The organism is Pseudalkalibacillus sp. Hm43 (assembly GCF_054170705.1).
The window spans coordinates 2,463,120-2,489,169 of record NZ_CM135129.1 but is presented as its reverse complement, the minus strand read 5'-3'; the positions used below and the strand labels follow the sequence as shown (position 1 = coordinate 2,489,169).

Here is a 26,050-nt window from a genome sequence, read left to right as displayed (position 1 = left end):
CTAACCCGATATGAGGAAATTTGCTCGTTTCTTGTAAAATTTATAGAAAAACCTCCGGTAGGTATGACCTACCAGAGGCAATAGCGTTATTGGCTAATATATTGCAACGGATTCAGTAGCGCTCCGTTTTTATAAAGTTCAAAGTGTAGATGAACTCCTGTGGAGTGTCCTGTGGATCCCATTACTCCAATCTTTTGCCCTTTCTTGACAGTTTGTCCGACTTTCACATCCATTGATGCGAGGTGGGCATATACAGACTTGAATCCGTTATTGTGATTGATGATGATTCGATTTCCGTAACCACCACTGTTGAAACTAGCAGAAACGACTGTACCATTATCAACTGATAGAATGGAGCGATTGCTTGGTCTTGCAATGTCGATTCCTTTATGTGCTCTGCCCCAACGTTGACCTTTTTTACTGGAGATATAACCTCCTACTGTCGGCCAATGGAAAGAACCAGTTCCGCGGGAAGGAATAATTTTCGTTCCCTTAAGCTCAATTTCGGTTACAGGTTCTGAGAGAATCTCTTCAGAAAGCACTTCTTCTTTAGATACTTTTCCGTTGATTTTGGTGACGGCATATTGGACTTTTTTCTTTCCGTCCTTACCATCTTGTGTAATCTTGCTTTCACCTTTAGGCATGGAGTCATCTTCTTTAACTTCAGACTCATGAGCAATTGTTTCTTCTTTTGTAACGTGTTCTTTAACAATGACTCGTGCGTAAGGCTCATATGCCATTACATTAATTTTTTGTCCGATCTTGAGCTTGTCTTCCTTTTTAAGACCAGGATTCAAATCATAGATTTTTTCATAGCTCAGGTCGTATTCCTTCACAATCGATTCAATTGTGTCATTCTTCTCTACTTCGTGTACTTTCTTTTCGTGTGTCCCTTTTTCAAATAGAGAAAGAGCTTTTTCTTGGTCTGTCACTTCATCAATTGAAACACTGGAAGGCGTGATTTGAACAGATGTATCAAAATCGACGCTCGTGATTTTGTCTTGTTTTTCTTCTTCAGTATCCTTGCTTGTGTTGTCTAAAGAAACTGTTTCAATGCCTTCTGTACCGTTCTTCTTAGCAGTTGCTTCTTTTTCCAATCGGTCAAGCGTATCAGCATCAGCATGCTTCAATTTCAACTCACGTAAAAACTTTTCCGCTTCTTCAGGCGTTTTGAAATAACCTAGTGTTTTCCCACCAAAGGTTACTTTTGCACCCATGATGCCAACAGTTAAACGTTCATTCAATTTCTTCTTTACAGCTTCGTGATCTATATCTGGATTGAAGATTCTTTCAGGGACGTACTGGATGTCTTCGTTTACAGTCAATTGTATATCCTTGAAACGATCTTCATTCTTACTGATGATTTTTTTCTTTGTGTCCTCTACGACACTTTTTTCGTTCACTATGCCAATTTCTTCTCCATCAACATACACGTGGAATACAGTCTTGATCAGTTCGAAGCGATCATCTGACGCATATGTGTTGGAACTGAAACCGAACATTCCCAATGCCATAACAAGTAAACTTAGAAATGTGATTTTATACTTTTTTGAATTACAGATCCCCATACCCAAAACCTTACTTCTCCTCCTACTATGTAGTCTCTATATAGCTAGTCTCTTTATCTCATGACTTTTTATCTAGTTTAGATTCCGTTTTCAACATTATCATAGGATGTATTTCTTCGACAATATATTACATCTTTTTGTAATGTAACTGTAGTATTGCTGTAAAATGATTTCCAGTTAACTCTCTTTTCAGGAATTTAGTGGAAAAAGACAATAAAAAAAGCATGATTTCTCATGCTGAATGTTTAAAATGGTGGCTCGAGACGGAATCGAACCGCCGACACGAGGATTTTCAGTCCTCTGCTCTACCGACTGAGCTATCGAGCCATATGAAGTTAAAATTTTTAAGTTATTAATGGCGGACCCGACCGGATTCGAACCGGCGATCTCCTGCGTGACAGGCAGGCATGTTAACCCCTACACCACGGGTCCATGAAAAAACTGTTTTAAAAGAAAAAATGGTGAGCCATGAAGGACTCCGACGCGTCAGCTAGTCCTGCTGTATAAGCACGCGTTATGAAACTTCTGCAGGGGAACCGTAGGTGAGAGTCCCTTGCGTTGAAAAAATGGTGAGCCATGAAGGACTCGAACCTTCGACCCTCTGATTAAAAGTCAGATGCTCTACCGACTGAGCTAATGGCTCTCGAAGTTTACTCAAACTGTGACCTTTCCTCTGCCAGTATTCCTACCGTAGAGTGCTGCGTCAGGACAATTCACAGCCAAAACATAGATGTGTCGTTCATAGCTAATGGCTCTCGTTTTGACCGACAAAATAAATAGTACCATGGAATCTATGAAAATACAACGAGAAATCGACAAGTTTTAATTGTCTTTCAATTTAGTTCAAAGGTGATTTTAGACCTACACCGATCCAGAGGAAAGAGTCATCCATCTATGCGGGGTCTAAAGAACTGTATAAAAAGTGACCTTGCTGTTTTTCGCAAGGTCACTACTTTCTTTTACAATTAAGAGAATACGCCTCTCACGCGGTTTGTTTGTTTACGATCCGGTCCTACAGAGAAGATGGAGAGTGGAATACCTGTAAGCTGTGAAATACGCTCCACATAGTGGCGGGCATTTTCAGGCAACTCGTCCAATGAGCGTACACCCGTGATATCTTCTTTCCAGCCTGGCATTTCTTCGTAAACAGGCTCACATTGAGCAAGAACTTTTAAGCTCGCTGGGAACTCTTCAATGATTTCACCTTTATATTTGTATGCCGTACAAATTTTCAACGTTTCAATACCTGTCAATACATCAATCGAGTTCAAAGATAAGTCTGTAATCCCGCTGACACGCTGTGCATGGCGAACTACGACACTATCAAACCAACCGACACGGCGTGGACGGCCTGTAGTGGTACCATATTCATTTCCAACTTCACGGATTTGATTGCCGACTTCATCATGAAGCTCAGTCGGGAATGGACCGTCACCTACACGTGTCGTATATGCCTTGGATACACCTACGACATGATGGATTTTGGATGGGCCGACACCGGATCCGATTGTTACGCCACCCGCTATCGGGTTGGAAGAAGTTACGAATGGATACGTTCCCTGGTCAATATCGAGCATAACACCTTGTGCACCTTCAAAGAGCACACGACGTCCATTATCAAGCGCATCGTTCAATGTAACAGAAGTATCCGTTACATATTTTGCGATTTGCTGACCGTACTCATAATACTCTTCTAAGATGTCTTCCAGCTTCATGCCTTCGACTTCGTAGACTTTCTCAAATAGACGGTTCTTTTCATTCAAGTTTCGCTCTAGTTTTTCCGCGAATTCTTCTTTATCGAGAAGGTCAGCGATACGGATGCCAGTACGCGCTGCTTTATCCATGTATGCTGGACCGATTCCTTTTTTCGTCGTACCGATTTTGTTTGCGCCTTTACTTTCTTCTTCTAAAATATCCAGCTTCAAATGATAAGGTAGGATGACATGCGCGCGGTTGCTGATGCGCAGATTTTCCGTACTTACACCTTTATCATGAAGATAAGCAAGCTCTTCAACGAGCGCTTTCGGATCGATGACCATACCGTTTCCGATGACACAAATCTTGTCATCAAAGAAAATACCGGATGGGATCAAATGTAATTTATATTTCTTGTCATTAAACACAATTGTATGTCCAGCGTTATTTCCACCTTGATAACGAGCAATCACTTCCGCTTCTTGTGAAAGATAATCTGTGATTTTTCCTTTTCCTTCGTCTCCCCACTGGGTACCAACAACGACTACAGAACTCATAATGTGCACCTCCAAGGTATTAGAACAGTTCGTTTATTGCTTTAAAAACCATGCTAAGTGTACCAACTCACACGTCTGATGTCAATCAAATCCGAACATTAAATGATTATTTATTTTATACGTTCGTTATCTGAATGATTATCGGTTTCATTTGTAAAAAATCAGATCGTGGAACAGATAGGAAGGGATAAATCCATTTTGGGAATTTATAATCCAAATTTAGAATTTACAATCCAATTTCAGAAATTATAATCCAGATTCCGGATTTATAATCCAAATCAGGAAATTATAATCCGCATTATTAATTTATAAACCAAAAGGAGAAATCCATGGGATTTCAACACCGCTTCTCATCAACATACAAAAAAGCCAGAATGGATCACTCCATCCTGGCTTCATCTATGCCCCTGGCGGCATTCCACTTTCATCATGACGCCGTTCGAGGTTAACGAATTTATTGTATTCTTTTACAAAGGCGAGCTCTACAGTTCCGACTGGACCGTTACGTTGCTTCGCGATAATGATTTCAATGATGTTCTTGCTTTCACTTTCCTTATCGTAGTAGTCGTCACGATATAAGAAGGCGACGATATCGGCATCCTGCTCGATACTTCCGGATTCACGGATATCGGACATCATCGGACGCTTATCCTGACGGGACTCAACCCCACGGGAGAGCTGAGACAGGGAGATGACTGGAACTTCAAGTTCACGTGCCAACCCTTTCAATGAACGGGAAATTTCAGAGACTTCCTGCTGACGGTTCTCTCCGGATTTTCCACCATTCCCACGAATCAACTGCATATAGTCGATCAAAATCATGCCGAGGCCTTTTTCCTGTTTCAGACGACGGCACTTCGCACGGATATCACTGACTCGGACACCTGGCGTGTCATCAATATAGATACCAGCATTGGATAGACTTCCCATCGCCATCGTCAGCTTCTGCCAGTCTTCACTTTGCAGGTCACCAGTACGTAGACGTTGAGCATCGATGTTTCCTTCTGCACACAGCATACGCATGACGAGCTGTTCCGCCCCCATCTCCAAACTGAAGATCGCGACGTTTTCATCGGTCTTCGTTGCCACGTTTTGTGCGATGTTCAACGCGAATGCGGTCTTACCTACCGAAGGACGCGCAGCGACGATGATCAGGTCGTTCCGTTGGAACCCTGCGGTCATACGATCAAGCTCTACGAAACCAGTCGGAATCCCTGTGATGTCCCCTTTTTTATTCTGAAGCTGTTCAATGTTATCGTATGCGTCCACTAGGACATCTTTAATCGATACGAAAGCACCTGTGTTCTTCCGCTGTGCCACTTCCAGTATGTTTTTCTCCGCTTCGTTCAAAATCTCTTCGACTTCGTCCTCGCGGGAATAACCGTTGGCGGCAATATCGGTTGCCGTACGGATCAAACGTCTTAATAACGATTTTTCCTCGACGATATGGCCGTAATATTCAATATTTGCGGCAGTCGGGACCGAGTTCGCCAGGTCACTCAGGTACGATACGCCGCCAATTTCCTCTAGAAGCTTCCGATCCTGCAGCTCTGACGTAACGGTAACCAGGTCAATCGGCTCGCCTTTTTCCGAAAGGTCGACCATGACCGAAAAGATCCGCTGATGGGCAGCGCGGTAGAAATCTTCTGGCATCAACAGCTCAGTCGCTGTCGTCAATGCTTCGGGCTCGAGAAAGACAGCCCCGAGGACTGCCTGCTCTGCTTCTATATTGTGAGGAGGGATACGATCCGAAAATAGATCACTCATTGCTTTTCCTCCTTATTACTTCTGTTCTGAGACATGTACTTTTAGCGTAGCCGTCACTTCAGGGTGAAGTTTGACGGGAACATTCGTGTAACCAAGCGAACGGATTGGCTCTGAAAGTTCAATTTTCCGTTTATCGACTTTGTATTTTTTCTTCTTCAATTCATCCGCAATCTGCTTGCTTGTAACGGAACCGAATAAACGACCGCCTTCTCCGGCTTTGGTAGAAAGTTCAACCGTGAGCTTCTCAAGCTCGTCTTTCAACGCAACAGCTTCAAGACGTTCATCTTCGGCTTTCTTTTCTTCACTTTCTTTCTTTTTCTCTAATGACTTCAGATTGCCTTTATTCGCTTCTGCCGCCAGGTTGTTCGGGAACAAGTAGTTTCGAGCGTATCCTTCGGAAACGTTCTTCACTTCACCTTGTTTTCCTTTTCCTTTTACATCCTTTAAGAAAATGACTTTCATTCCTCGTCTCCCCCTTCAAAATATTCATCTAATATCTCTTTTAAGCGTAGTTCCGCTTCTTCTATCGTAACGTCTTCCAATTGAGCGGCTGCATTTGTCAAATGCCCTCCACCGTTCAATTTCTCCATGATCATTTGAACGTTCACGTCCCCTAATGAACGGGCACTAATACTTATTTTATCATCAATTCGCTTGGAAATGACAAACGATGCAAGAACGCCGGACATAGAGAGAAGTGTGTCCGCTGCTTGCGCGATCAACACTTGGCCATATTCCTCGTCCTCTTCCCCTAGGGCGATAGCAATTCCGCCTTTATAGATTGCAGCATTTTCAATCAATCTGGAACGCTTCACGTATCGATCAAGGTCCTCTTTCAGGAATTTCTGGACTAGTATCGTATCCGCTCCATGTGACCTCAAGTAAGAAGCGGCGTCAAATGTTCTTGAACCGGTTCGTAGCGTAAAGCTCTTCGTATCTACAATGATACCGGCAAGTAAAGCGGTAGCTTCCAGGATATCCATCTTACGAAGCTTTGGTTGATACTCCAATAGCTCAGTCACGAGCTCGGCTGTCGATGACGCATAAGGTTCCATATAGACAAGGACTGGATCATCAATGAAATCTTCACCACGGCGGTGATGATCGATGACGATCACTTTTTCCAGCTTATTCAGCAGCTTCTCTTCAATCACAAGAGATGGTTTGTGGGTATCTACGACAACGAGCAATGTATTCGGTGTCGCACGTTCCAACGCTTCTTCAGGCGTAATGAAATGCTCCCACAACTCTTCTTTCTCCCGGACTTCTTCCAACAGTCTCTGGATACCGATATCGATATCGTTCGGATCCAGCACAATACTTCCGGGCTTTTCGTTGATACTTGCGACCTTCAGAATTCCGATGCTTGCGCCAATCGCGTCCATATCTGGGTTCTTATGCCCCATGACAATGACTTGATCGCTATCCGACACCAGTTCCGTCAATGCATGAGAAATAACCCGTGCACGGACCCGTGTTCGTTTTTCCATCGGATTCGTCTTACCGCCATAAAAACGGACTTTGCCATTCGTCTGTTTGATCGCGACTTGGTCTCCGCCTCGGCCGAGGGCAAGATCCAAGCTGGATTGAGCAAGCTGACCAAGATCCGGTAAGTTTGCAGAGCCGCTTCCTAAACCGATACTCAATGTTAATGGAATGTTCTGCTTCGACGTCAATTCACGCACTTCATCCAACACCGCGAATTTCGTCTTCTCCAATTCCGACAAAATTCGCTGATTCAGGACCGCTACAAAACGTTCAGAAGATGTCCTCTTCAGGAAAATGCCATAATCGTTCGCCCATTGGTTCAGGATGGAAGTGACCTTGCTGTTGATGTTGCTTCGGACTTGATCGTTCATCCCTTGTGTCACTTCATCATAGTTATCTAAGAAGATAAGCCCCATGACCGTTTGTTCTTCATCATACAGGCGTTCTACTTCGACTTGTTCGGTTACATCTGAAAAATATAACAGACGTTCTTCCCTTTTTAAATAGACTCGGTACTTCCTTTTATTGACTTTGATGATATCTTCTTTCTCTTCTCCTTTGATGAAAGGGATCAGTTCTTCAGAAATCAGGTTCAAGGAGTTGCCGATGAACGATTCTTGTTCGATGATCGTCGTCAAATACGGGTTCGTCCACTCGATCTTGTATTGTTCATCATAGAGGATGATTCCGATCGGCATTTCCATCAACGCTTCTTCCCCGACTTTCTTAACACGATGGGAAAGCGTCGATATGTAATCCTCGATCTTTGTCCTGAATTCCAATTCTTTCATTAACGCAAAATAAATCGTCGCTCCTAACAGGAAAAAGGCAACGATTCCGAATATCCAATTATAGTAGGTTATGACACCAATAAATATAGCCAAAATGACAAGCAGCAATACGATATGCAGCTCCTGCCACCTTTTCTCAAAAAACTTTGGCATGAAGGTCAGCTCCCATGCTTCAGGCTTTAATCCGATTCCTTAAATCAAATCCTAAGTCAATTATACCTAAGATTCGAATGACATAAAATCCTACTGGAATGATAAATAGTGAGATTGTTATGAGTACAGGAATCGTTTTTCCTTTGTTCTTTTTCCAAAAGTAAAAATAAATGAATGCTAAACCTTGAATCACCAGGACGATTTCAAGGACAAGATAAAGATTCATCGTAATGATATAGAGTGCCGATCCCTCCTCTGGATTGGTGAGAAACAGGAGAATGACGGCTAGATAATACCAGATGATGCTCTTCGGGAAAGACCAATAACGGAATGGCTTCCAGTCTGGTATTTCGATTTTGAACCTTTTCAGAAACAAGTTGGAAACAACCACTGTAAGGAATGCGAAGAATACGGATAAAATCACAATCAAAGCCGGTAAAATGTATGGAACGATGGATAAGAGCTCACGTAGCTGCCCTACCGTCTGTTCAACATCTCCACCCAACATGCCACCGACCTCTTCTGTCAATCGGATGGACTCTTCAAGAGATTCCTTGAGTTGAGTTGCTAGATTGATATCCAATAGAATGATGCTCATCACATAAATCAATACGAAGTTCACGAGATAAGTGAGCGTCGCACCTAACAGTACCGCAAACATTCCACTCTTCTTACGATATAAATGGCCTAGAACGATTCCAACTGAGCCAAATAAAATCGGTACGTTGATGGCTGCCAGACTACCAACAATCACGGACAAGACAAGGGTCGTTGCAAAGAACAATAAGCTCTTCTTGAAACCGTGTCTTACTGTATATAGGATGAAAGGCAAGGATAATAGAAACAACGTAACTATTGATAAAACCGGTATATATAGAGTTATTAAAAATAATACTGCATAAACAGATGCCAGTATAGCACCTTCTGTCAGCGCTCGCGTTCGATTCACAGTGTCACCTCATCTGTCTTCCGTTTCGAAACACCTTTTTCATTGTATGGGTTCTTGTAGTCTCATTCAATGTTTACCTTACCCCTCAGTCATAAAAAGTGTTTCTTCTTCATGTTAGCCGAGATAACGAGGATTTAACCTTTCTTCGGTAACGGTACCTTCTTTTACACGCATATGATAAGCATACGCTTCTTGTCGGGATGAGACAATCCCCATTAGTTCACCATCTACATAATGGAGAGCGACACCATCATCCGCTGCAATACCTTCCTTCACCTTTCCTTCCGATAAAAGGCGATGATACGAAGGTCTCCGGGTCTCTTCTCCGTCAAAGTGGGGACAGTTGCTTCCTTTCAAAAACCCGAGGCAAGTGATCGGAGAGATTTTTCCAGGATAAGAATCGGTCAGACCTTGCTCAAACCAACAGATCGAACCTGCACTTAAGCCAGCCAAAATCCGTCCGCTTTTCCAGGCACGGTACAGAATCGTATCGAGTCCCCATTCTTTCCATAATGCGAGGAGATTCTTCGTATTGCCTCCACCAACGTACACAATGTCTTGGCTCATCACAAACGCTTCTATGGATTGGGGAGGTTTGTAGAGGGATAGATAGCTTGGTTCGCACTCCAGTGTGTTGAAGGCTGTCATGAAGCGCTCAATATATCCCTCTGCATCCCCGCTCGCTGTTGGGATGAAACATATCTTCGGTTTTTTCTGATTAGCTTGTTCAAGTATGTATTGATCCAATAGGAGGTTATCGGGTTCCATCGAAAAACCGCCACCGCCCATCGCGATGATGTGTGATTTCATCAGCATGTCCTCCTGGTCAAAAAACGTTATAAGAGGATACTTTCCATGGATCTGATGAATTTCCTTCAAAAAATAAAAAAGAGCTTATTGAAGCTCCTATCATTCGTTCAATGTTCATTTATATTTATGAGCCAGCTAATGGATACGTTGTCATGCGTGCCGATTTATTTTACATCGTGTGTCAAGCGATGGAGGACATCTCTACACTGGAAATCGAGATGAGGGTTTTAACAATAAAGGAGAATGGGGTGGCATCGCACTTCAAGTGTCGATTAGCTAGCTACAATACATACTATGCTTGGTGGACAAGTCTGTTTGGACAAGTGTTGACGTCTCCTGCACATTTTTTAAAAGAAAAGCTGAAGCGGCTCGAGTAACTCCGATGGCTACTGGAAGTCCACTGAGGAGGCTGTGGCCGCCGCAAGGGGACTGAAGTAGTCCAAGGAGTTAGCCGCTGAAGCTAGACACCACACCCTGATTCAAACCTTTTTTTATGTAATCAAAAACAGCAGGGAACAAATCCCTGCTGTCATTCATACTACTCAGCTGAGTATGGAAGCAATGCCATTTGACGGGCACGCTTGATTGCTCTTGTCAATTGTCGTTGATACTTCGCAGAAGTTCCGGTTACACGACGTGGAAGAATCTTTCCACGCTCAGAAACGAAACGCTTTAGAAGATCAATGTCTTTATAGTCGATGTAGGTAATTTGGTTTACTGTGAAGAAACAAACCTTTTTACGCTTTCTGCCTCTAGGTCGAGCCATTATTACCCCTCCTTCTCATTTTTTGTAGAATATATCGTCAGTCGATGTCCTTAGAACGGCAGGTCGTCATCAGAGATGTCGATTGGCTTACCGTCGTTTGCGAAAGGATCATCATTAAAGTCGTTATTACGGTTCTGATTGCCACCGCCGAAATTCTTATTACCAGAATTTCCGTAGCCGCCTTGACCACCTTGTCCTGAACCTGAACCAGCGAATGGATTGTTGTTGTCATTGTTTCCATATCCACCGCCACCCTGGCTGGACCCTTTAGGCTCAAGGAATTGGACACTTTCTGCCATCACTTCGGTTACGTATACTCGGCGACCTTCGTTGTTATCATAAGATCGAGTCTGCAAACGGCCGTCTACACCTGCAAGACTTCCTTTTTTCAAGAAATTCGCTGCGTTTTCAGCTTGTCTGCGCCACACTACGACGTTGATGAAGTCCGCTTCACGGTCACCTTGTTGGTTCGTGAATGGACGGTTCACAGCTAGTGTGAAATTCGCTACGGCAACTCCGTTCGGAGTATATCGTAGCTCTGGATCTTTCGTTAGTCGGCCGACAAGAATAATGCGGTTGATCACCAGAACCACTCCTTAAATTACTGCTGTTCGTTAACGATAGTCATAAAACGAAGAACACTGTCGTCGATCTTCATTAGACGGTCAAATTCGTTGATAGCTTCAGTTTCTGCATTTACATACATAACTTTGTAGTAGCCATCACGGAAATCATTGATTTCGTAAGCAAGACGACGCTTACCCATGTCATCAACTTTTTCAATTTCTGCACCGTTCTCTTTAAGGATGCTTTCAGCTTTTTCAGCAGTAGCTTTTTGAGCTTCCTCTTCTAGATTCGGGCGCAGAATGTACATGATTTCATATCTACGCATTCCGGTCACCTCCTTTTGGTCTTAGCGGCTTTTACTGTTTCGTAAAAGCAAGGAGAGTCAATTATTTAGACAATAATAACTCACACCGAACCATTATAGCAAAAAGCCCATGCATAGACAAGGGTCTCAGCACAAACAAAGATAAACGATTTGTTAATTGTAACAAACAAGAAACGACCACCGAAATCGATGGTCGTTAATTATTGTTGTTTTATACGTTGAAACGGAAGTGGATGACGTCTCCGTCTACGACGACGTATTCCTTTCCTTCCAGTCTTACTTTTCCATTTTCACGAGCGATGCCCATTGAGCCTGCATCAACAAGATCATCATAAGAAACAACTTCTGCACGGATGAATCCACGTTCGAAATCTGTGTGGATGATTCCCGCTGCTTGAGGTGCTTTCGTCCCCTGGCGGAATGTCCAAGCACGCACTTCTTGCTCCCCAGCTGTAAAGTACGTTGCCAGACCTAAGAGATTGTATGCTGCACGAATCAATTGATCGAGTCCGCTTTCTTCGATTCCAAGCTCTTCAAGGAACGCCTGCTTCTCTTCACCCTCAAGTTCAGCAATTTCCGATTCTACTTTTGCACTGATGACGATGACTTCTGCATTTTCGTTCGCAGCATAGTCACGAACACGCTCAACAAGTTCGTTTCCGCCTTCGAGCAGATCTTCTTCTGCTACGTTCGCTACATAAAGAACAGGCTTCATCGTTAACAAGTGAAGTCCATGAACGACTTTCTTTTCCTCTTTTGACAGTTCCACGCTACGTGCTGGCTGCTCTGCTTCAAAAGCTGCCTTCAGCTTTGAAAGGATTTCGAATTCATAGGATGCTTCTTTATCTTTTTGACGTGCCAATTTTTCAACACGTGCAATTCGTTTTTCAATCGTATCCATATCAGCGAAGATCAATTCTAGATTGATTGTCTCGATATCATCAATTGGATCGACTTTCCCTGAAACGTGTGTGATGTTCTCATCATCAAAACAACGGACCACATGAGAAATCGCATCGACCTGGCGGATATGTGAAAGGAACTGGTTTCCGAGACCTTCTCCTTTACTTGCGCCTTTTACAATACCAGCGATGTCAGTGAATTCAAAGTGAGTCGGGACAGTTTTCTTAGGATTGACCAGCTCTGTCAGCTTCTGTAGTCGAGAATCTGGCACATCTACAATCCCAACGTTGGGGTCGATTGTACAGAACGGATAGTTTGCACTTTCTGCTCCTGCTTGTGTAATTGCATTGAATAGTGTGGATTTACCTACGTTCGGCAACCCCACGATTCCAGTTGTTAACGCCATCTATATACACTCCTTTTAGGTTTGAACACGAGTTCTACATCTTTTCCAATTATAGAGAGAAGTGTTGAAAAAAACAAGCAACGAAACGCTATTCCATCACCCTTCCCCTGTTACATTTGTTTCACGTGGAACACATTCCAGTCGCATTAAAAAAAGTAAGTCGATCGACGACTTACTCTTTTTCAGTCAAAACTCTCTTCATCTTTCTCACGAACTCTTTTCTTGGAAGCAAGACACTATGTTCGCATCCCATGCATTTAATCCGGATATCCGCACCCAAACGGATGACTTTCCAACGATTTTCACCGCACGGATGAGGTTTCTTCATTTCGACTACGTCGTTCAGCTCGAATTCTTTTGTCTGGCTCATAGCGTCCTTTCCCTCCATTCATCTCGAATTGATAACTTTATCTTACAAAAGGTTTACCATTCTCCGCAATACATCTTTCGTTATAGTTCACTCGAAATTCATCTAATTTTTACCTTACAAGTGTTCTCTGTACCCCTTTTTGTTCATGAAAGGGTACAAAAGGATGGCAGCAAGAATGTAAAGGTTAAGGATGCCGTAAATCGGGTATAAAATCGCTATAAGCGTAGAAAATCCAAAGCTTGTCATCGGCATCATGATCAATAATAAAATAGCGCTCATTAACCAGAGTGGTAGGTTAATCGTCTTTCGGAATCTCGATATTATGCCGAAAACACCTGATGCCGCTGTCGTATAGATGGCGATCCATAATAGGACCGACATGATTAGCACCCAGAAGTAAGGATAATGCTTCAAGATTGCGAACAGCGGTATTTCATATAAGACGATCTCATTTGCGATAGACAACAACGATTGATTGTACAATAACGAGATACCTCCAAGTATGACGCCACTTCCGATACTTGCAATGAGAATTTCCCCTTTTCTCTGAATCTGGTTCCCAACAGCTGATAATACAGCAACAAGCGGTAGAATATTCAGTGCCGTAAAAGTGAATGCGGATGGCCAATTGGCATGATGACGGAAATCAAAGGGAAGTTCGTCCATATGATGTTTCGTGAATACAAATAATACGAACACAAGTAAGATGACGAGGATCGGAATGACGAATGCATTCATGGAGATCATACCTTCAACATCCCAGAAAAAGAGTAGAACGAGCAACGCCATAATGAATAAGACACCGAACCAATATGGGATGCGGAACGTGTGTAATGTCGCCCCACCCCCAGCTAACATGACGACCGTTGTAGAGAATAAATACAATATGATCAATAGATCGAACACTGTGGTAAGTCGTGAACCGATGAGCTTTTCCAAAATCGGTCGATAGTGAATGGTTTTTTCTTTGAAACTCATCGACATGATGATATAACAGCAAAAACTGAACAATAGGGAAAATAGAATGATAGCAAGTACACTTTCTTGACCAAAAAATTGCCACAGCTCCCGGCCTGAGGCATAACCTGCTCCAATGACAGTACCCAATATCAGAAACATCCATTGAAATCCTGCTCTCACCAACTCGTTATCCTCCCTAACGTTTAGTATTTATCGGATTTATGTATAACGTCCAAATTTTATCCGTATACTGATACTACTATTACAAAGGAGAGGGTCCTATGAATCTAAAACGGAGAATACTTCCAAAAAAACCGTTTCAATATAAAGTTCATCATGAAGATGCGGATGCGATTCAAGAAATTACCCGTAACCTAGTCAAACTCCTTCCAAATTCAAGACCGATTGTCATTGTTTGCATTGGAACTGATCGTTCGACAGGTGACTCTTTAGGACCACTAGTCGGAACGAAGTTGAAAGCGAAACATTCTGCTTATTATGAAGTTTATGGGACCCTTGAAGACCCTGTTCATGCTGTGAATCTCGAGGAAAAACTCGACCAAATCAAAAAAGAACACATCAATCCGTTCATTATCGGAATTGACGCATGCCTCGGTAAATTAAGCAGTGTCGGGATGGTATCGTTAGGAGAAGGTCCTGTAAAACCAGGTGCTGCGGTCAAAAAACAGCTACCTCCAGTCGGTGAAATCCACATGACCGGAATCGTCAACGTAAGTGGGTTCATGGAGTACTTCGTCTTACAAAATACCCGATTGAATCTCGTCATGAAGATGGCTGATCTGATTGCAGAAGGCATCTACTTGTCGAGTTTGAGGAAAAGCTTCCAGAAACGACCACCGGAAAGTACAATCACGAAAGATATTGCAGAATTGCATTAAAAAAGGCAGACCGTCATGGTCCGCCTTTTTATTTTTATAGAGGAATGAATGAGAAAAAGTCTAAGATGGTGTTTTTATAAGGTAAAAGATAAATCAACACACCTGCTACCACTAAGCTCGGTAGTAGATTCAATACCTTCACATGGATGATCTTCAACAGGTTGAGGCCGATGGCACAGATGAGGATTCCACCCGTCGCTGTCAGCTCTGTAATTAACACTTGAAGCTGATCCGGGCTGAACAAGCTCTGGATTTGTGTTGCCATCAGGGCAATCGTCCCCTGATACAATACGACTGGTACAGCAGAAAAGATGACTCCAAAACCCATCGTGGTCGTAAAGATCATTGAAATGAAGGCGTCGATCAAAGCCTTCGTATAAAGCACTTCATGGTCAAGTCGCAGACCGCTGTCCAAAGCCCCGACAACCGATAGCGCGCCGATTACGAATACAAGTGTCGCTGTAACAAATGCTTTTGCGACACTTCCCTCCCGCTTAGCACCAGCTCTCTTTTCAATCCAAGCACCGAGGTTATTAAGATGGTCATCCAGCTTCAAGCTTTCCCCGATCACCCCTCCAAGTGCGAGACTGATGATCACGATGAGAATATGATTGCTTTGCAGTCCCATTTTGATCCCTAATAAAACAACAGCTAATCCCATTGCCTGTAGTACGGTCGTTTTTGTGCTTTCAGGGATTTTCGTGAAGATCAAGCCGAACAACGTTCCTAACGCAATGGCTAAACCATTGACAAGTGTCCCAAGCAGTACCATGATTCCCCTACTTTCCATTTATATGACTAAAAAGTAATCGCATTTATCTTTCATAATATTCGAAAAGAAAAACCATCGAAGTCGATGGTTTTGGTCTACTCTCTACCTTCTAATAACTCTAATATACGATTCAAGTCGTCCTTTGAAAAGAAGTCGATTTCGATCTTTCCTTTTTGTTTCGTCTGCTTGATCGTAACAGGTGTTCCAAAACGTTCTCTTAAACTGGATTCTTTTTCTTTAACGAATACGTTCTTTTCAGGTTTCTTTTTCTTTGTTTCACGTGAAACATTCTGGTTCAATTGTTGTACAAGAAGTTCCACTTGGCGCACACTCAAGTTGTCCTTCATGATTTTCTGGACGACAGAAGAAACGTGCGTTTTATTTTTAAGGGATAAAAGTGCTCGTCCATGACCCATCGACAGCTTTTTCTCTGCTAACAATTGTTGTACCAGCGCAGGCAGCTGCAGAAGTCTCAAGTGGTTCGCGATATGCGGTCGGCTTTTTCCTAAACGGCTTGCCAACTGTTCTTGCGTTAATTCCAACTCTTGCATGAGGCTGGCATAAGCTTGTCCTTCCTCAATTGGGTTCAAGTCTTCCCTTTGTAAGTTTTCAATCAATGCGAGTTCCATCATTTTCTGTTCGTTCAAATCTTTTACGAGAACCGGGATTTTTTTCAGGCCGCATTCCTTGGCTGCACGATATCTGCGCTCGCCGACCACAATTTCATACCCTTTGATGCTTTTCCGAACGACGATGGGCTGCAGAATACCATGCATTTCTATGGATTCTTTCAGCTCATTGATGGCATTCTGGTCAAACGTTTTTCTTGGTTGATATGGGTTGGGACGAATGTCACTGAGCTTGATTTCTTGGATCTCTTGTTCGGTTTCAGATTCATTCGTCGGGAAGAAAGCATTGATTCCTTTTCCTAATCCTCTAGCCATTCGACATCACTTCCTTTGCGAGGTCTAGATACACTTCCGCTCCCCGAGATTTCGGGTCATAGATAATGATTGGTTTCCCATGGCTGGGTGCTTCACTCAACCGGACATTCCTTGGAATGACAGTACCATACACTTTTTCTTGGAAATATTTCTTTACTTCTTCGATCACCTGGATGCCAAGATTGGTTCTGGCATCAAACATGGTGAGCAATACACCTTCTATACGTAAATCCGTATTCAAATGCTTTTGTACGAGACGGACTGTGTTCAAAAGCTGACTTAAGCCTTCCAGGGCATAGTATTCACACTGGACCGGAATGAGGACTGCATCTGATGCTGTCAAAGAATTGATCGTCAAAAGCCCTAATGAAGGGGGGCAATCAATGATAATATAATCAAATTGATGATTTACTTGCTCAAGCGCACGTTTCAATCGTACTTCTCGGGAAATCGTCGGTACGAGTTCGATTTCAGCTCCCGCAAGCTGAATGGAAGAAGGAATGATCGACAAGCCTTCTACATTCGTTTGTTGGATGACTTTTTGAGCGTCTACATCATCCACCAATACATCATAGATGCATTGATCAATGTCCCCTTTATCTATACCAACACCACTTGTGGCGTTTCCTTGAGGATCGATATCAATCATTAACACTTTCTTACCTAGATATGCTAGGCATGCTCCTAAATTCACTGATGTGGTCGTTTTGCCAACTCCGCCCTTTTGATTGGCAATTGCAATGACTTTCGCCACGATGTCACCTACCCTTACCCTACAACTACTTTTTCTTATTCTATCATGAATACGGAAAAAGGAATGATAATTTTAATACAAAGAAGACCAGCTACGGTGTGTAGCCAGCCCTCTCTATGAATCTATCGTCGATTGTGATTACTTTTTCGGAATACGAATGGTGATCTGATAGCAATCATCCAGGTCCTCTTCTGTTGTATCGATAGAAAGACCTGTTTGATGGACCATATCGATCGATTGGCGAATCGTATTCATCGCAAGGCGCATATCCTTACTTACCGATTTACGCTTTGGCTTCGGTTTCGCCTTTTTGTCTGGATCTTCAGCTTCTAATAGCTGCTTGATCCGTTCTTCCGTTTGTTTAACGTTCAGATTGCGTTCCTTAATTTCCTTCAGTACCTTTTCTTGTTTTTCAGGTACTTTCAATGAAATAAGCGCCCTTGCATGACGTTCTGTTATTTCTTTATTCAAAAGAGCATTTTGGACCGCATCAGGCAGCTTTAACAAACGAAGCTTATTCGCAATGGTCGATTGCCCTTTGCCCAACCGCTGGGCAAGACTTTCTTGCGTTAAGCCATGAATCTCAATCAATTTTGCATACGCTGTCGCTTCTTCAATGGCAGAGAGTTCTTCACGTTGCAAGTTCTCAATAAGCGCAATGGATGCCGTCTGAGACTCGTTGAATTCTTTGACGATTGCAGGAATCGTCAACCACCCGAGCTTTTGGACTGCACGGAAGCGGCGCTCCCCTGCAATGATCTCATATACATCCTCTCTACGGCGGACAACAATAGGCTGTATGATTCCATGTGTTTTAATCGTTTGAGACAATTCTTCTATTCGTTCATCAATAAAGACCGTACGTGGTTGGTATCGGTTCGGGACGATTTCTTTGATTGGTATTTGAAGCACTTCTTCGTTTCCACTGAACTCTTCTTCGATCGTTTCATTCTCGACAGTACCCTCTTCAGCCTCAGAAGTCTTTTCTCCCAGACCAAACAATCGTGAAAACGGATGTTTCATCTCTTACACCACCTTTTTCAAACTCCATACATAACTTTCTACAGGATGTTTCCTATATCCTTTCATGAAGAGGCATCTTTCTTCCGACAAAATAGGATGTTTCACGTGAAACTATAGTGGGGATTTGTTTGGCGTACCAGGCTTTCTTGGGTATTTTTTAGGTGTCGATTTTTGCTTATGAATGAAAATTAAATTCCGTTCGCTCTCTTCAATCGGTAGCTGGAACTGCTCTAAGTTTTCAAATCGGCCGCCTAATTGCGTAATTGCATTTTTAGCATCTTCCAGTTCTTCTGATGCATTGGCCGCTTTCATTGCTAAAAATGTACCGTTTTCTTTCACAAGCGGTAAACATAATTCCGCTAGCACAGAAAGGCGTGCGACGGCACGCGCAGTAACGAGATCATACTGTTCTCTGTGGAATTTGTTTTTTCCGAACGTTTCGGCGCGATCGTGGAAAAAATGCGTATTCGTTAGGTTCAATCTTTCAGATAAATGCTCTAAAAACGTCATCCGCTTTTTCAACGAATCAACGATCGTAATGTCTAGATGTGGAAAGCAGATTTTAATCGGTATGCTCGGGAAGCCGGCTCCGGCACCAACGTCACACATCTTTTCAATCTGGTTGAAATCGAAATGGAATGCCGCGCTGATCGAGTCGTAGAAGTGTTTCAAGTACACCCCTTCCCGGTCTGTAATCGCTGTCAAATTCATTTTCTCGTTCCATTCCACTAATGTTTCGTAATATGTATCAAATTGATGAAGCTGTTCAGGAGAAAGGGTGATCCCTTTCTCCTCCAGCTTTTGTTGGAATTGTTCAATGTTCATTGGTGCACCTCATTACTTGGCAAGTTTCGCAATCTTTCCTTGTTCAAGGTAGACGAGCAAAATGGAAATGTCAGATGGGTTCACACCTGAAACTCTGGACGCTTGGCCGACTGAAAGCGGGCGGACTTCAGCTAGCTTCTGCTTTGCTTCCGTTGCTAGACCATTGATCGCATCATAGTCGATATCTTCAGGGATCTTCTTTTCATCCATTTTCTTCACTTTTTCAACCTGTGCCAGTTGCTTATCTATATATCCAGCATATTTCGTCTGGATTTCAACCTGCTCCCCTACAACTTCCGGAACCTCTTGATCTGCCGGAGCAATTTCCGCAATTACGTCATAAGTGATTTCAGGTCTTCTCAATAATGAAGCTGCACTCATCGGTTCTTTCAGTGCACTACTTCCTGCTTTTTCAAGAATGGCTTGCGTCTGTTCATCCGGTTTGACGGACGTATGCTCCAGGCGGTTGATTTCCTCAGCAATTTGTTCTTTTTTATAAACAAAGCGTTGGTAACGGTCTTCTGGTACAAGTCCGATCTTGTAACCAAGCTCGGTTAAACGAAGATCAGCATTATCATGACGGAGCAAGAGACGGTATTCTGCTCTCGATGTAAGCAGACGGTAAGGTTCATTCGTCCCTTTCGTCACGAGATCGTCAATCAGAACTCCGATATATGCTTCGGAACGATCCAGGATGACTGGATCTTCACCTTGTGATTTTCGTGCAGCATTGATTCCAGCCATGATTCCTTGACCTGCGGCTTCTTCATATCCGCTTGTGCCGTTCAACTGCCCTGCCGTGAACAGGTTGTTCACCAACTTGGTCTCAAGTGATGGCCACAGCTGTGTCGGTACAATCGCATCATATTCAATCGCATATCCAGCGCGCATCATTTCCGCTTTTTCAAGACCCGGAATCGTTGCGAGGATTTTTCGTTGAATATCCTCCGGTAGACTCGTCGACAAGCCTTGTACATAGACTTCTTCCGTATTACGTCCTTCCGGCTCCAAGAAAATCTGATGGCGTGGCTTATCATTGAAACGCACGATTTTATCTTCAATAGAAGGACAATAACGAGGTCCTGTTCCTTGAATCATACCAGAATACATTGGTGAACGTTCCAGGTTCGAGTTAATCAGTTGATGCGTCACTTCACCTGTGTACGTCAACCAGCAAGGGATTTGATCGGTGATGTATTCCGTCGTCTCATAAGAGAACGCTCGCGGTTTATCATCTCCTGGCTGGATTTCCGTCTTACTGTAATCAATCGTGTGAGAATTGACACGAGGTGGTGTGCCTGTTTTGAAACGAACCATATTGAAACCAAGCTTCTTCAAGTCATGAGAAAGGTTGATTGACGGCTGCATGTTGTTCGGTCCGCTTTCATAAGTCAATTCACCGATGATGATCTTCCCTCTCAAGTACGTACCAGTTGTCACGACAACGCTGTTCGCATAGTAGGCAGAACCGGTTTTGGTCACGACACCTTTACATACTCCGTCTTCAATGATCAATTCTTCAACCATACCTTGGCGGAGTGTAAGGTTTTCTTCTTGTTCCATCGTCTTCTTCATTTCATTTTGGTACAGGAATTTATCTGCTTGCGCGCGTAGTGCACGAACAGCAGGTCCTTTTCCTGTGTTCAACATTTTCATCTGAATGTGGGTCTTATCAATGTTCCTTGCCATTTCCCCACCGAGGGCATCTATTTCACGGACGACAATCCCTTTTGCCGGACCACCGACGGATGGGTTACATGGCATATAAGCGATCGTATCCAAATTCAATGTCAGTACGAGGGTTTTCGCCCCCATTCTTGCTGAGGCCAGCGCTGCTTCTACTCCTGCATGGCCTGCTCCAACGACAATGACATCAAAGTTTCCCGCATCATATCGTTTCATATCGGAACCTCCTAATCGTTCCTAATTTATTTCCCGAGACAAAATTGTGAGAATAGCTGATCAATCAAGCTTTCTGATACAGTATCTCCGACAATTTCTCCTAAAATTTCCCAAGTTCTTGTGATATCGATCTGCACCATATCGACAGGAAGGCCAGCTTCAATACCATTAAAGGCTTCTTGCAAAGAACGCTTAGCCTGTTTCAGTAACGAAATATGTCTGGAGTTCGACACATAGGTCATATCTCCTAATTCGACACTACCTGAGAAGAAGAGTTCTTTGATGCTTTCCTCGAGCTCATCAATTCCCTTTTCTTCCTTAATCGACGTACTTACGACTGGATGGTCTTCGGCTAACTGTCGAACTTCATCCATGTCGATTCTCGAATCCAGATCAGTTTTATTCACAATGACGATAACATCCATCCCACGAGCTGCTTCGAACAATTTCCGATCTTCATCTGACAATGGTTCTCCATTGTTCAACAGCAATAAGATCAAGTCTGCTTCTTTCAATACTTGTCGAGAGCGCTCAACTCCGATCCGTTCGACAATATCTTCTGTCTCTCGTATACCTGCCGTATCGACAAGACGGAGCGGAACACCGCGAACATTTACATATTCCTCTATCACATCACGTGTCGTACCCGGTATATCCGTAACAATCGCTTTATTTTCATGAACGAGACTGTTCAATAAGGATGATTTCCCGACATTCGGACGACCGATGATAACCGTAGATAGTCCTTCACGGAGAATTTTCCCCTGTTCTGCAGTTTGAAGGAGCGAGTCGATTTCGCTTTGCACATATCCTAACTTCTCGTTTAAGAGCTGATGCGTCATTTCCTCTGCATCGTATTCAGGGTAATCGATGTTCACCTCTACATGGGCTACCGTTTCAAGCAATGTTTGACGAAGCGTGTGAATCAATTTAGACAGTCGACCTTCCATTTGATTCAAAGCGACGTTCATCGCTCGATCGGTTTTGGCGCGGATCAGATCCATGACCGCTTCTGCTTGAGAAAGATCGATTCGACCATTCAAGAAAGCTCGTTTCGTGAATTCCCCAGGTTCAGCGAGTCGCGCTCCACCGCTCAAGGCAAGTTCAAGGACCCGGTTCACAGATACAAGCCCACCGTGACAGTTGATTTCCACCACATCTTCTCGAGTGAAGGTCTTCGGAGCCTTCATGACAGTTACCATGACTTCTTCCGCTTTTTCCCCTGTATCTGGGTCAATGATATAGCCATAATGGATCGTATGGCTTTCTACCTCTTTCAACGATTGCTTTCCCCGGAACATTCGATCCGCAATATCCAGCGCATCATCCCCACTCAAACGAACGATCGCGATCGCGGCTTCTCCCATAGGAGTCGATATCGCTGTAATCGTATCTCCTTCCATCGATTTCACCTCTTTTCTCTATGTTTTCCCGAATCATGCTTCCTAACACAATAGAATAGCACACTTTCGAATCTCTATAAATCATCTATTGGTAGAATTTGATTGCATTACCTGCATTTTATCCACTGTGGATAACTTTTAACGGTCTTTTTCGACCTATTTTTGCACTTATCCACAACATACTAGTTTAGTTCTTTCCAGCACAAGAATCAATCTAAAACTTCTGGGTGATTTTCTAAAACCGAACACTGTTTTTCTAAAACGAGCTGCTGTTTTTCTAAAACCAGCCTCTCAATTTCTAAAACGACCACCTATTTTTACAAAACAAGCGCGTCTATTTCTAAGACAGCACAATTTTCACGGTAAATCTCGCTAAAAAAGTGCTGATCCTCCTACCATTTAAGGGTAGCTAAGAATCAGCACTCGTATAAGTTACAGTTTCATTTAGATCGATGAAGGTTTGATGACCACGCGACGATGTGGTTCACTGCCTTCCGATGAGGTTTGCACTTTATTGTTGGATTTCAATGTCATATGGATGATTTTCCGTTCCATCGACGGCATCGGTTCCAACGATACTTTCTTGTTGATTTTCAACGCTTTGGAAGCTAAACGATGGGCAAGTCTTTCGAGCGTTTCTTTCCTTCGCTCACGATAGTTTTCAGCATCTAAGATCACTCGTTGATATTCATCAGAAGATTTATTGGCTACAAGGTTCGTCAAATACTGAAGTGCATTCAACGTTTGGCCTCTTTTTCCAATCAAGATCGCAATCTTCTCACTTGATAGGTCCAATACGGTACCATCTTCGTCTTCCTTCACTTCAACGGACAGTTCAACACCCATTTTCGCAGCGACCTTTTTCAAAAATTCGATGGAATCTTCGATAGGATCAACCTTCAAAGTGACTTGAACGACCGCAGGCTTGGAACCAAGTCCCAGAAACCCTTTCTTAGCATCTTCTAAGATCGAAATTTCAACTTTTTCTTCTGATGTTTGTAATTGAGCTAATGCTTCTTGGACTGCTTCTTCAACTGACTTGCTCGTTATCGTTAATTGCTTCACTTTTTCGCGCCCCCCGTAGCATTACTTTCCTTATTTTTCATAGGAAGAGTAATAAAGTAGGTTTGTGCAATCATGAACAGGTTTCCGACTACCCAATAAAGGGAAAGTGCAGCTGGGAATGATATTGCGAAGACGATAATCATGATCGGCATGATGTAAAGCATCATCTTCATTTGCGGATTGGCAGACATCGCATCTGACCCGCCCATCATAATCTTCTGTTGTAAATAAGTCGTCACACCTGCAATTAATGGTAAGAGATAATATGGATCGGGACTTCCAAGGTCAAACCATAGGAAGTTATGTTCCGCAATCGCTTCTGTTCGCATAATTGCATGATAGAATCCTAATAAAATCGGCATTTGGATAATCAATGGCATACAACCAGCTAAAGGATTGACGCCATGTTTTTGGAACAACTGCATCGTCTCTTGCTGTAATTTCTGTTGAGTCTTCTGGTCTTTTGAGCTGTATTTTTCTCGCAATGCTTTGATTTCAGGTTGAATCTGCTGCATTGCCATAGAACTTTTTGTCTGTTTAATCATTAATGGTAATAATACTAAACGGATCAACAGGGTTACGATGACGATTCCGAGGCCATAGTTTTCATTAAAGAACTCAGCTACCTCAGTAATCAACCAGGATAATGGATAGACGAAGTACTCGTCCCAAAATCCAGTACTCTCATCTGTAATTGGTTTGTCAAGTGAACACCCTGCTAAAACTATAACCATGAAAATGGCTGAGATTATTAAGCCTATTCTCTTTCTCACTTGCTAAATCCTCCTTACAACGGTACCTTTCTACAAAAAAAGGTTATTCCCGATCCATCTTGTCCTTTTCAGGTACAGGATCTACTCCACCTGGATGAAAAGGATGACATTTCAAAATCCGCTTCAATGTCAGCCATCCTCCAGCAAACGCGCCATGCTTTTGTATCGCCTCTAATCCGTATGATGAACAGGTCGGATAGAATCGGCACGATGGCGGAGTAAATGGAGATATGCCTTTTCGATAGATTTGGATGATGAACATCAATATATATTTCATACCATTATCCTCTCGATGTTTTCAATAGTTTAGAGCGTTTCATGACATGGATCAAACTGCTCTTCACTTCATGGAAATCCATATTAGAGGTTGGTTTTCTTGCGATTATGACATAATCATAGGAATTTCGAATTTCTTCATCAATTTGATGAAAAGCTTCTCGGACATACCTTTTCACCCGGTTTCGGGTAACAGCATTACCGATTTTTTTACTCACCGACAAACCCAACCGGAAGTAATCCTGGTTCGGTTTCTTCAAAAAATAAACGACGAATTGTCGGTTTGCGAAGGATTCACCATTTCGGAAAACCGCTTGGAATTCCTCGTTTTTCTTTATTCGATACTTCTTCTCCATCCGGATTCACTCCGTACAACACTTTACTTGGATCTTTCTTTTCACTGCAAAAAAATAATGTGCAAGTGAAAAAAGACCACTGTTTATTCAGTGGCCTACGCAGATAATACTTTTCTTCCTTTTTGACGGCGACGAGCTAGAACTTTACGTCCGTTCTTTGTACTCATACGCGCACGGAAACCGTGTACTTTCTTACGCTTACGATTATTTGGTTGGAATGTAGGTTTCATTTATTTACACCTCCTCGAGGATTTCAAGTACAACTAAATAATTGCATAATGCTTTTAGACAGTCTTTGTAATTATAAGAACATCTGCACTTTCTGTCAAGTTTCATTATGAAATTGATTGAGTTAAATACTCATAGGATATTGATTTCCGCTCCAGCTGCTCACTTTCCGCGGGGCGTGCGGCAATCCTGCTGGAGTCTCGCACCTTGCTCTCCAATCAATTTGCAAAAGTTGTTCCTCTCCAAAGATCTACTTCTAACACTTTCGTTTTCTTCCTCTTCATTTATTTCTTAAAACTACTTTCTTCAAATCAGTTCACATTCTCCCTATTCCGATTCTTCCATCTCCCAGCCAAAAATTACATTTGAATGACCTGATTAAAAGTTATCAACAATTCACTTTCAAGAATTGCAGATACATGTCTGTTTATTGTCTTGTGGATAAAATTTCGACAGCATTTTTCATATCCACATCCTTTATCGACAAATTACACACAAAATCTAGTGCTGTGGACAACCTCTCTCCACAACGTGTTGCGAATGTGGATAACCACAAAAAACTCGTTGCAACTACAGTATCCTTTTGATATGATTAGTGTGTTTTAACCCGTTCAAAACTTCCTCGAATAGATCTCTTATCCACACGCTGTGGATAAAAATGTGGACACTCATGCACGTCTGTGTATAAGCTTGTCCACAAATTTGTGTATACAGAAAATAACTCCAGTTTCTACTATATTAATAGTTATTCACAT

26 protein-coding genes and 3 tRNA genes are annotated in these 26,050 nt (G+C 42.7%); 1 reads left to right on the top strand and 28 read right to left on the bottom strand.

The features are described from left to right. Nucleotides 1-86: 86 nt before the first annotated feature. From ACXQIQ_RS13270 to ACXQIQ_RS13195, 16 genes are all read right to left on the bottom strand, one after another. Nucleotides 87-1,514, bottom strand: coding sequence for a peptidoglycan DD-metalloendopeptidase family protein (locus ACXQIQ_RS13270; protein ID WP_439301873.1), 1,428 nt, complete (start codon nucleotides 1,512-1,514; stop codon nucleotides 87-89). A gap of 305 nt (nucleotides 1,515-1,819) precedes the next feature. Continuing rightward, nucleotides 1,820-1,895, bottom strand: a tRNA-Phe gene (locus tag ACXQIQ_RS13265). Between the two features lie 29 nt (nucleotides 1,896-1,924). Continuing rightward, nucleotides 1,925-2,000: transfer RNA gene (locus ACXQIQ_RS13260), tRNA-Asp, on the bottom strand. A gap of 135 nt (nucleotides 2,001-2,135) precedes the next feature. Next, nucleotides 2,136-2,211: transfer RNA gene (locus ACXQIQ_RS13255), tRNA-Lys, on the bottom strand. Between the two features lie 322 nt (nucleotides 2,212-2,533). Further along, nucleotides 2,534-3,820, bottom strand: coding sequence for an adenylosuccinate synthase (locus ACXQIQ_RS13250; RefSeq protein ID WP_439301874.1), 1,287 nt, complete (start codon nucleotides 3,818-3,820; stop codon nucleotides 2,534-2,536). Between the two features lie 399 nt (nucleotides 3,821-4,219). Continuing rightward, a complete protein-coding gene (gene dnaB, locus ACXQIQ_RS13245) occupies nucleotides 4,220-5,587 on the bottom strand; it encodes a replicative DNA helicase (protein ID WP_439301875.1) in 1,368 nt (455 codons plus the stop codon). Between the two features lie 15 nt (nucleotides 5,588-5,602). After that, nucleotides 5,603-6,049 carry a 50S ribosomal protein L9 gene (gene rplI / locus ACXQIQ_RS13240; protein WP_439301876.1) on the bottom strand — a complete coding sequence of 149 codons (447 nt, stop codon included), beginning with the start codon at nucleotides 6,047-6,049 and terminating at the stop codon, nucleotides 5,603-5,605. After that, complete coding sequence (locus ACXQIQ_RS13235) at nucleotides 6,046-8,019, bottom strand: DHH family phosphoesterase (RefSeq protein WP_439301877.1); 1,974 nt, start codon at nucleotides 8,017-8,019, stop codon at nucleotides 6,046-6,048. Before ACXQIQ_RS13235 ends, rplI begins: the two co-directional genes overlap by 4 nt. A 19-nt stretch (nucleotides 8,020-8,038) precedes the next feature. Continuing rightward, nucleotides 8,039-8,968: a YybS family protein gene (locus ACXQIQ_RS13230; RefSeq protein WP_439301878.1), complete on the bottom strand. Its 930-nt coding sequence runs from the start codon at nucleotides 8,966-8,968 to the stop codon at nucleotides 8,039-8,041. 114 nt (nucleotides 8,969-9,082) lie between these two features. Beyond that, nucleotides 9,083-9,778, bottom strand: coding sequence for a Type 1 glutamine amidotransferase-like domain-containing protein (locus tag ACXQIQ_RS13225; RefSeq protein ID WP_439301879.1), 696 nt, complete (start codon nucleotides 9,776-9,778; stop codon nucleotides 9,083-9,085). Nucleotides 9,779-10,316: 538 nt separating this feature from the next. Further along, nucleotides 10,317-10,544 carry a 30S ribosomal protein S18 gene (gene rpsR, locus ACXQIQ_RS13220; protein WP_226552531.1) on the bottom strand — a complete coding sequence of 76 codons (228 nt, stop codon included), beginning with the start codon at nucleotides 10,542-10,544 and terminating at the stop codon, nucleotides 10,317-10,319. 50 nt (nucleotides 10,545-10,594) lie between these two features. Continuing rightward, nucleotides 10,595-11,128, bottom strand: coding sequence for a single-stranded DNA-binding protein (gene ssb, locus ACXQIQ_RS13215; protein ID WP_439301880.1), 534 nt, complete (start codon nucleotides 11,126-11,128; stop codon nucleotides 10,595-10,597). A 17-nt stretch (nucleotides 11,129-11,145) separates the two neighbouring features. After that, nucleotides 11,146-11,436: a 30S ribosomal protein S6 gene (rpsF, locus tag ACXQIQ_RS13210; protein WP_226552535.1), complete on the bottom strand. Its 291-nt coding sequence runs from the start codon at nucleotides 11,434-11,436 to the stop codon at nucleotides 11,146-11,148. A 211-nt stretch (nucleotides 11,437-11,647) separates the two neighbouring features. Further along, on the bottom strand, nucleotides 11,648-12,745 hold the full coding sequence (gene ychF, locus ACXQIQ_RS13205) for a redox-regulated ATPase YchF (RefSeq protein WP_439301881.1): 1,098 nt from the start codon (nucleotides 12,743-12,745) through the stop codon (nucleotides 11,648-11,650). A 172-nt stretch (nucleotides 12,746-12,917) separates the two neighbouring features. Then, a complete protein-coding gene (locus ACXQIQ_RS13200; protein WP_439301882.1) occupies nucleotides 12,918-13,115 on the bottom strand; it encodes a DUF951 domain-containing protein in 198 nt (65 codons plus the stop codon). Between the two features lie 114 nt (nucleotides 13,116-13,229). Continuing rightward, the gene (locus ACXQIQ_RS13195) at nucleotides 13,230-14,234 is read right to left on the bottom strand and encodes a YkvI family membrane protein (protein ID WP_439301883.1); all 1,005 of its coding nucleotides are present in this window, start codon (nucleotides 14,232-14,234) and stop codon (nucleotides 13,230-13,232) included. A 122-nt stretch (nucleotides 14,235-14,356) separates the two neighbouring features. Between ACXQIQ_RS13195 and yyaC the strand changes: the two genes are divergently transcribed. After that, entirely contained in the window at nucleotides 14,357-14,974 is a 618-nt protein-coding gene (yyaC, locus tag ACXQIQ_RS13190; RefSeq protein WP_439301884.1) for a spore protease YyaC, read from the top strand. 34 nt (nucleotides 14,975-15,008) lie between these two features. Here the strand turns inward: yyaC and ACXQIQ_RS13185 are convergent, their stop codons facing one another. The 12 genes from ACXQIQ_RS13185 to rpmH form a co-directional block, all read right to left on the bottom strand. Then, complete coding sequence (locus ACXQIQ_RS13185) at nucleotides 15,009-15,746, bottom strand: DUF554 domain-containing protein (RefSeq protein ID WP_439301885.1); 738 nt, start codon at nucleotides 15,744-15,746, stop codon at nucleotides 15,009-15,011. A 95-nt stretch (nucleotides 15,747-15,841) separates the two neighbouring features. Then, nucleotides 15,842-16,690 (bottom strand): ParB/RepB/Spo0J family partition protein, encoded by an 849-nt coding sequence (locus ACXQIQ_RS13180; protein WP_439301886.1) that lies wholly within the window; start codon nucleotides 16,688-16,690, stop codon nucleotides 15,842-15,844. Then, a complete protein-coding gene (locus tag ACXQIQ_RS13175) occupies nucleotides 16,683-17,444 on the bottom strand; it encodes a ParA family protein (protein WP_439301887.1) in 762 nt (253 codons plus the stop codon). Before ACXQIQ_RS13175 ends, ACXQIQ_RS13180 begins: the two co-directional genes overlap by 8 nt. A gap of 138 nt (nucleotides 17,445-17,582) precedes the next feature. After that, nucleotides 17,583-18,467 carry a nucleoid occlusion protein gene (noc, locus tag ACXQIQ_RS13170; protein WP_439301888.1) on the bottom strand — a complete coding sequence of 295 codons (885 nt, stop codon included), beginning with the start codon at nucleotides 18,465-18,467 and terminating at the stop codon, nucleotides 17,583-17,585. Nucleotides 18,468-18,578: 111 nt separating this feature from the next. Further along, nucleotides 18,579-19,292 (bottom strand): 16S rRNA (guanine(527)-N(7))-methyltransferase RsmG, encoded by a 714-nt coding sequence (gene rsmG / locus ACXQIQ_RS13165; protein ID WP_439301889.1) that lies wholly within the window; start codon nucleotides 19,290-19,292, stop codon nucleotides 18,579-18,581. 12 nt (nucleotides 19,293-19,304) lie between these two features. Further along, on the bottom strand, nucleotides 19,305-21,194 hold the full coding sequence (gene mnmG / locus ACXQIQ_RS13160) for a tRNA uridine-5-carboxymethylaminomethyl(34) synthesis enzyme MnmG (RefSeq protein ID WP_439301890.1): 1,890 nt from the start codon (nucleotides 21,192-21,194) through the stop codon (nucleotides 19,305-19,307). Nucleotides 21,195-21,220: 26 nt separating this feature from the next. Next, nucleotides 21,221-22,597 (bottom strand): tRNA uridine-5-carboxymethylaminomethyl(34) synthesis GTPase MnmE, encoded by a 1,377-nt coding sequence (gene mnmE / locus ACXQIQ_RS13155; RefSeq protein ID WP_439301891.1) that lies wholly within the window; start codon nucleotides 22,595-22,597, stop codon nucleotides 21,221-21,223. A gap of 444 nt (nucleotides 22,598-23,041) precedes the next feature. Further along, entirely contained in the window at nucleotides 23,042-23,662 is a 621-nt protein-coding gene (gene jag, locus ACXQIQ_RS13150) for an RNA-binding cell elongation regulator Jag/EloR (protein WP_439301892.1), read from the bottom strand. Next, entirely contained in the window at nucleotides 23,659-24,396 is a 738-nt protein-coding gene (gene spoIIIJ, locus ACXQIQ_RS13145; protein ID WP_439302031.1) for a YidC family membrane integrase SpoIIIJ, read from the bottom strand. Before spoIIIJ ends, jag begins: the two co-directional genes overlap by 4 nt. A gap of 82 nt (nucleotides 24,397-24,478) precedes the next feature. Continuing rightward, the gene (gene yidD / locus ACXQIQ_RS13140; RefSeq protein WP_439301893.1) at nucleotides 24,479-24,712 is read right to left on the bottom strand and encodes a membrane protein insertion efficiency factor YidD; all 234 of its coding nucleotides are present in this window, start codon (nucleotides 24,710-24,712) and stop codon (nucleotides 24,479-24,481) included. A 4-nt stretch (nucleotides 24,713-24,716) separates the two neighbouring features. Beyond that, a complete protein-coding gene (rnpA, locus tag ACXQIQ_RS13135) occupies nucleotides 24,717-25,067 on the bottom strand; it encodes a ribonuclease P protein component (protein ID WP_439301894.1) in 351 nt (116 codons plus the stop codon). A gap of 95 nt (nucleotides 25,068-25,162) precedes the next feature. Then, nucleotides 25,163-25,297, bottom strand: a complete 135-nt coding sequence (gene rpmH / locus ACXQIQ_RS13130) for a 50S ribosomal protein L34 (RefSeq protein ID WP_221567513.1) — start codon at nucleotides 25,295-25,297, stop codon at nucleotides 25,163-25,165. Nucleotides 25,298-26,050 lie beyond the last annotated feature (753 nt).

Bases quoted from the DNA above. Each gene is read 5' to 3' on its own strand.
- ACXQIQ_RS13270 (WP_439301873.1), bottom strand. From the start codon at position 1,514: ATGGCATTGGGAATGTTCGGTTTCAGTTCCAACACATATGCGTCAGAT.
- ACXQIQ_RS13250 (WP_439301874.1), bottom strand. From the start codon at position 3,820: ATGAGTTCTGTAGTCGTTGTTGGTACCCAGTGGGGAGACGAAGGAAAA.
- dnaB (WP_439301875.1), bottom strand. From the start codon at position 5,587: ATGAGTGATCTATTTTCGGATCGTATCCCTCCTCACAATATAGAAGCA.
- rplI (WP_439301876.1), bottom strand. From the start codon at position 6,049: ATGAAAGTCATTTTCTTAAAGGATGTAAAAGGAAAAGGAAAACAAGGT.
- ACXQIQ_RS13235 (WP_439301877.1), bottom strand. From the start codon at position 8,019: ATGCCAAAGTTTTTTGAGAAAAGGTGGCAGGAGCTGCATATCGTATTG.
- ACXQIQ_RS13225 (WP_439301879.1), bottom strand. From the start codon at position 9,778: ATGAAATCACACATCATCGCGATGGGCGGTGGCGGTTTTTCGATGGAA.
- rpsR (WP_226552531.1), bottom strand. From the start codon at position 10,544: ATGGCTCGACCTAGAGGCAGAAAGCGTAAAAAGGTTTGTTTCTTCACA.
- rpsF (WP_226552535.1), bottom strand. From the start codon at position 11,436: ATGCGTAGATATGAAATCATGTACATTCTGCGCCCGAATCTAGAAGAG.
- ychF (WP_439301881.1), bottom strand. From the start codon at position 12,745: ATGGCGTTAACAACTGGAATCGTGGGGTTGCCGAACGTAGGTAAATCC.
- ACXQIQ_RS13200 (WP_439301882.1), bottom strand. From the start codon at position 13,115: ATGAGCCAGACAAAAGAATTCGAGCTGAACGACGTAGTCGAAATGAAG.
- ACXQIQ_RS13195 (WP_439301883.1), bottom strand. From the start codon at position 14,234: ATGTTTCTGATATTGGGTACTGTCATTGGAGCAGGTTATGCCTCAGGC.
- yyaC (WP_439301884.1), top strand. From the start codon at position 14,357: ATGAATCTAAAACGGAGAATACTTCCAAAAAAACCGTTTCAATATAAA.
- ACXQIQ_RS13185 (WP_439301885.1), bottom strand. From the start codon at position 15,746: ATGGTACTGCTTGGGACACTTGTCAATGGTTTAGCCATTGCGTTAGGA.
- ACXQIQ_RS13180 (WP_439301886.1), bottom strand. From the start codon at position 16,690: ATGGCTAGAGGATTAGGAAAAGGAATCAATGCTTTCTTCCCGACGAAT.
- noc (WP_439301888.1), bottom strand. From the start codon at position 18,467: ATGAAACATCCGTTTTCACGATTGTTTGGTCTGGGAGAAAAGACTTCT.
- rsmG (WP_439301889.1), bottom strand. From the start codon at position 19,292: ATGAACATTGAACAATTCCAACAAAAGCTGGAGGAGAAAGGGATCACC.
- mnmG (WP_439301890.1), bottom strand. From the start codon at position 21,194: ATGAAACGATATGATGCGGGAAACTTTGATGTCATTGTCGTTGGAGCA.
- mnmE (WP_439301891.1), bottom strand. From the start codon at position 22,597: ATGGAAGGAGATACGATTACAGCGATATCGACTCCTATGGGAGAAGCC.
- spoIIIJ (WP_439302031.1), bottom strand. From the start codon at position 24,396: ATGGTTATAGTTTTAGCAGGGTGTTCACTTGACAAACCAATTACAGAT.
- yidD (WP_439301893.1), bottom strand. From the start codon at position 24,712: ATGAAATATATATTGATGTTCATCATCCAAATCTATCGAAAAGGCATA.
- rnpA (WP_439301894.1), bottom strand. From the start codon at position 25,067: ATGGAGAAGAAGTATCGAATAAAGAAAAACGAGGAATTCCAAGCGGTT.
- rpmH (WP_221567513.1), bottom strand. From the start codon at position 25,297: ATGAAACCTACATTCCAACCAAATAATCGTAAGCGTAAGAAAGTACAC.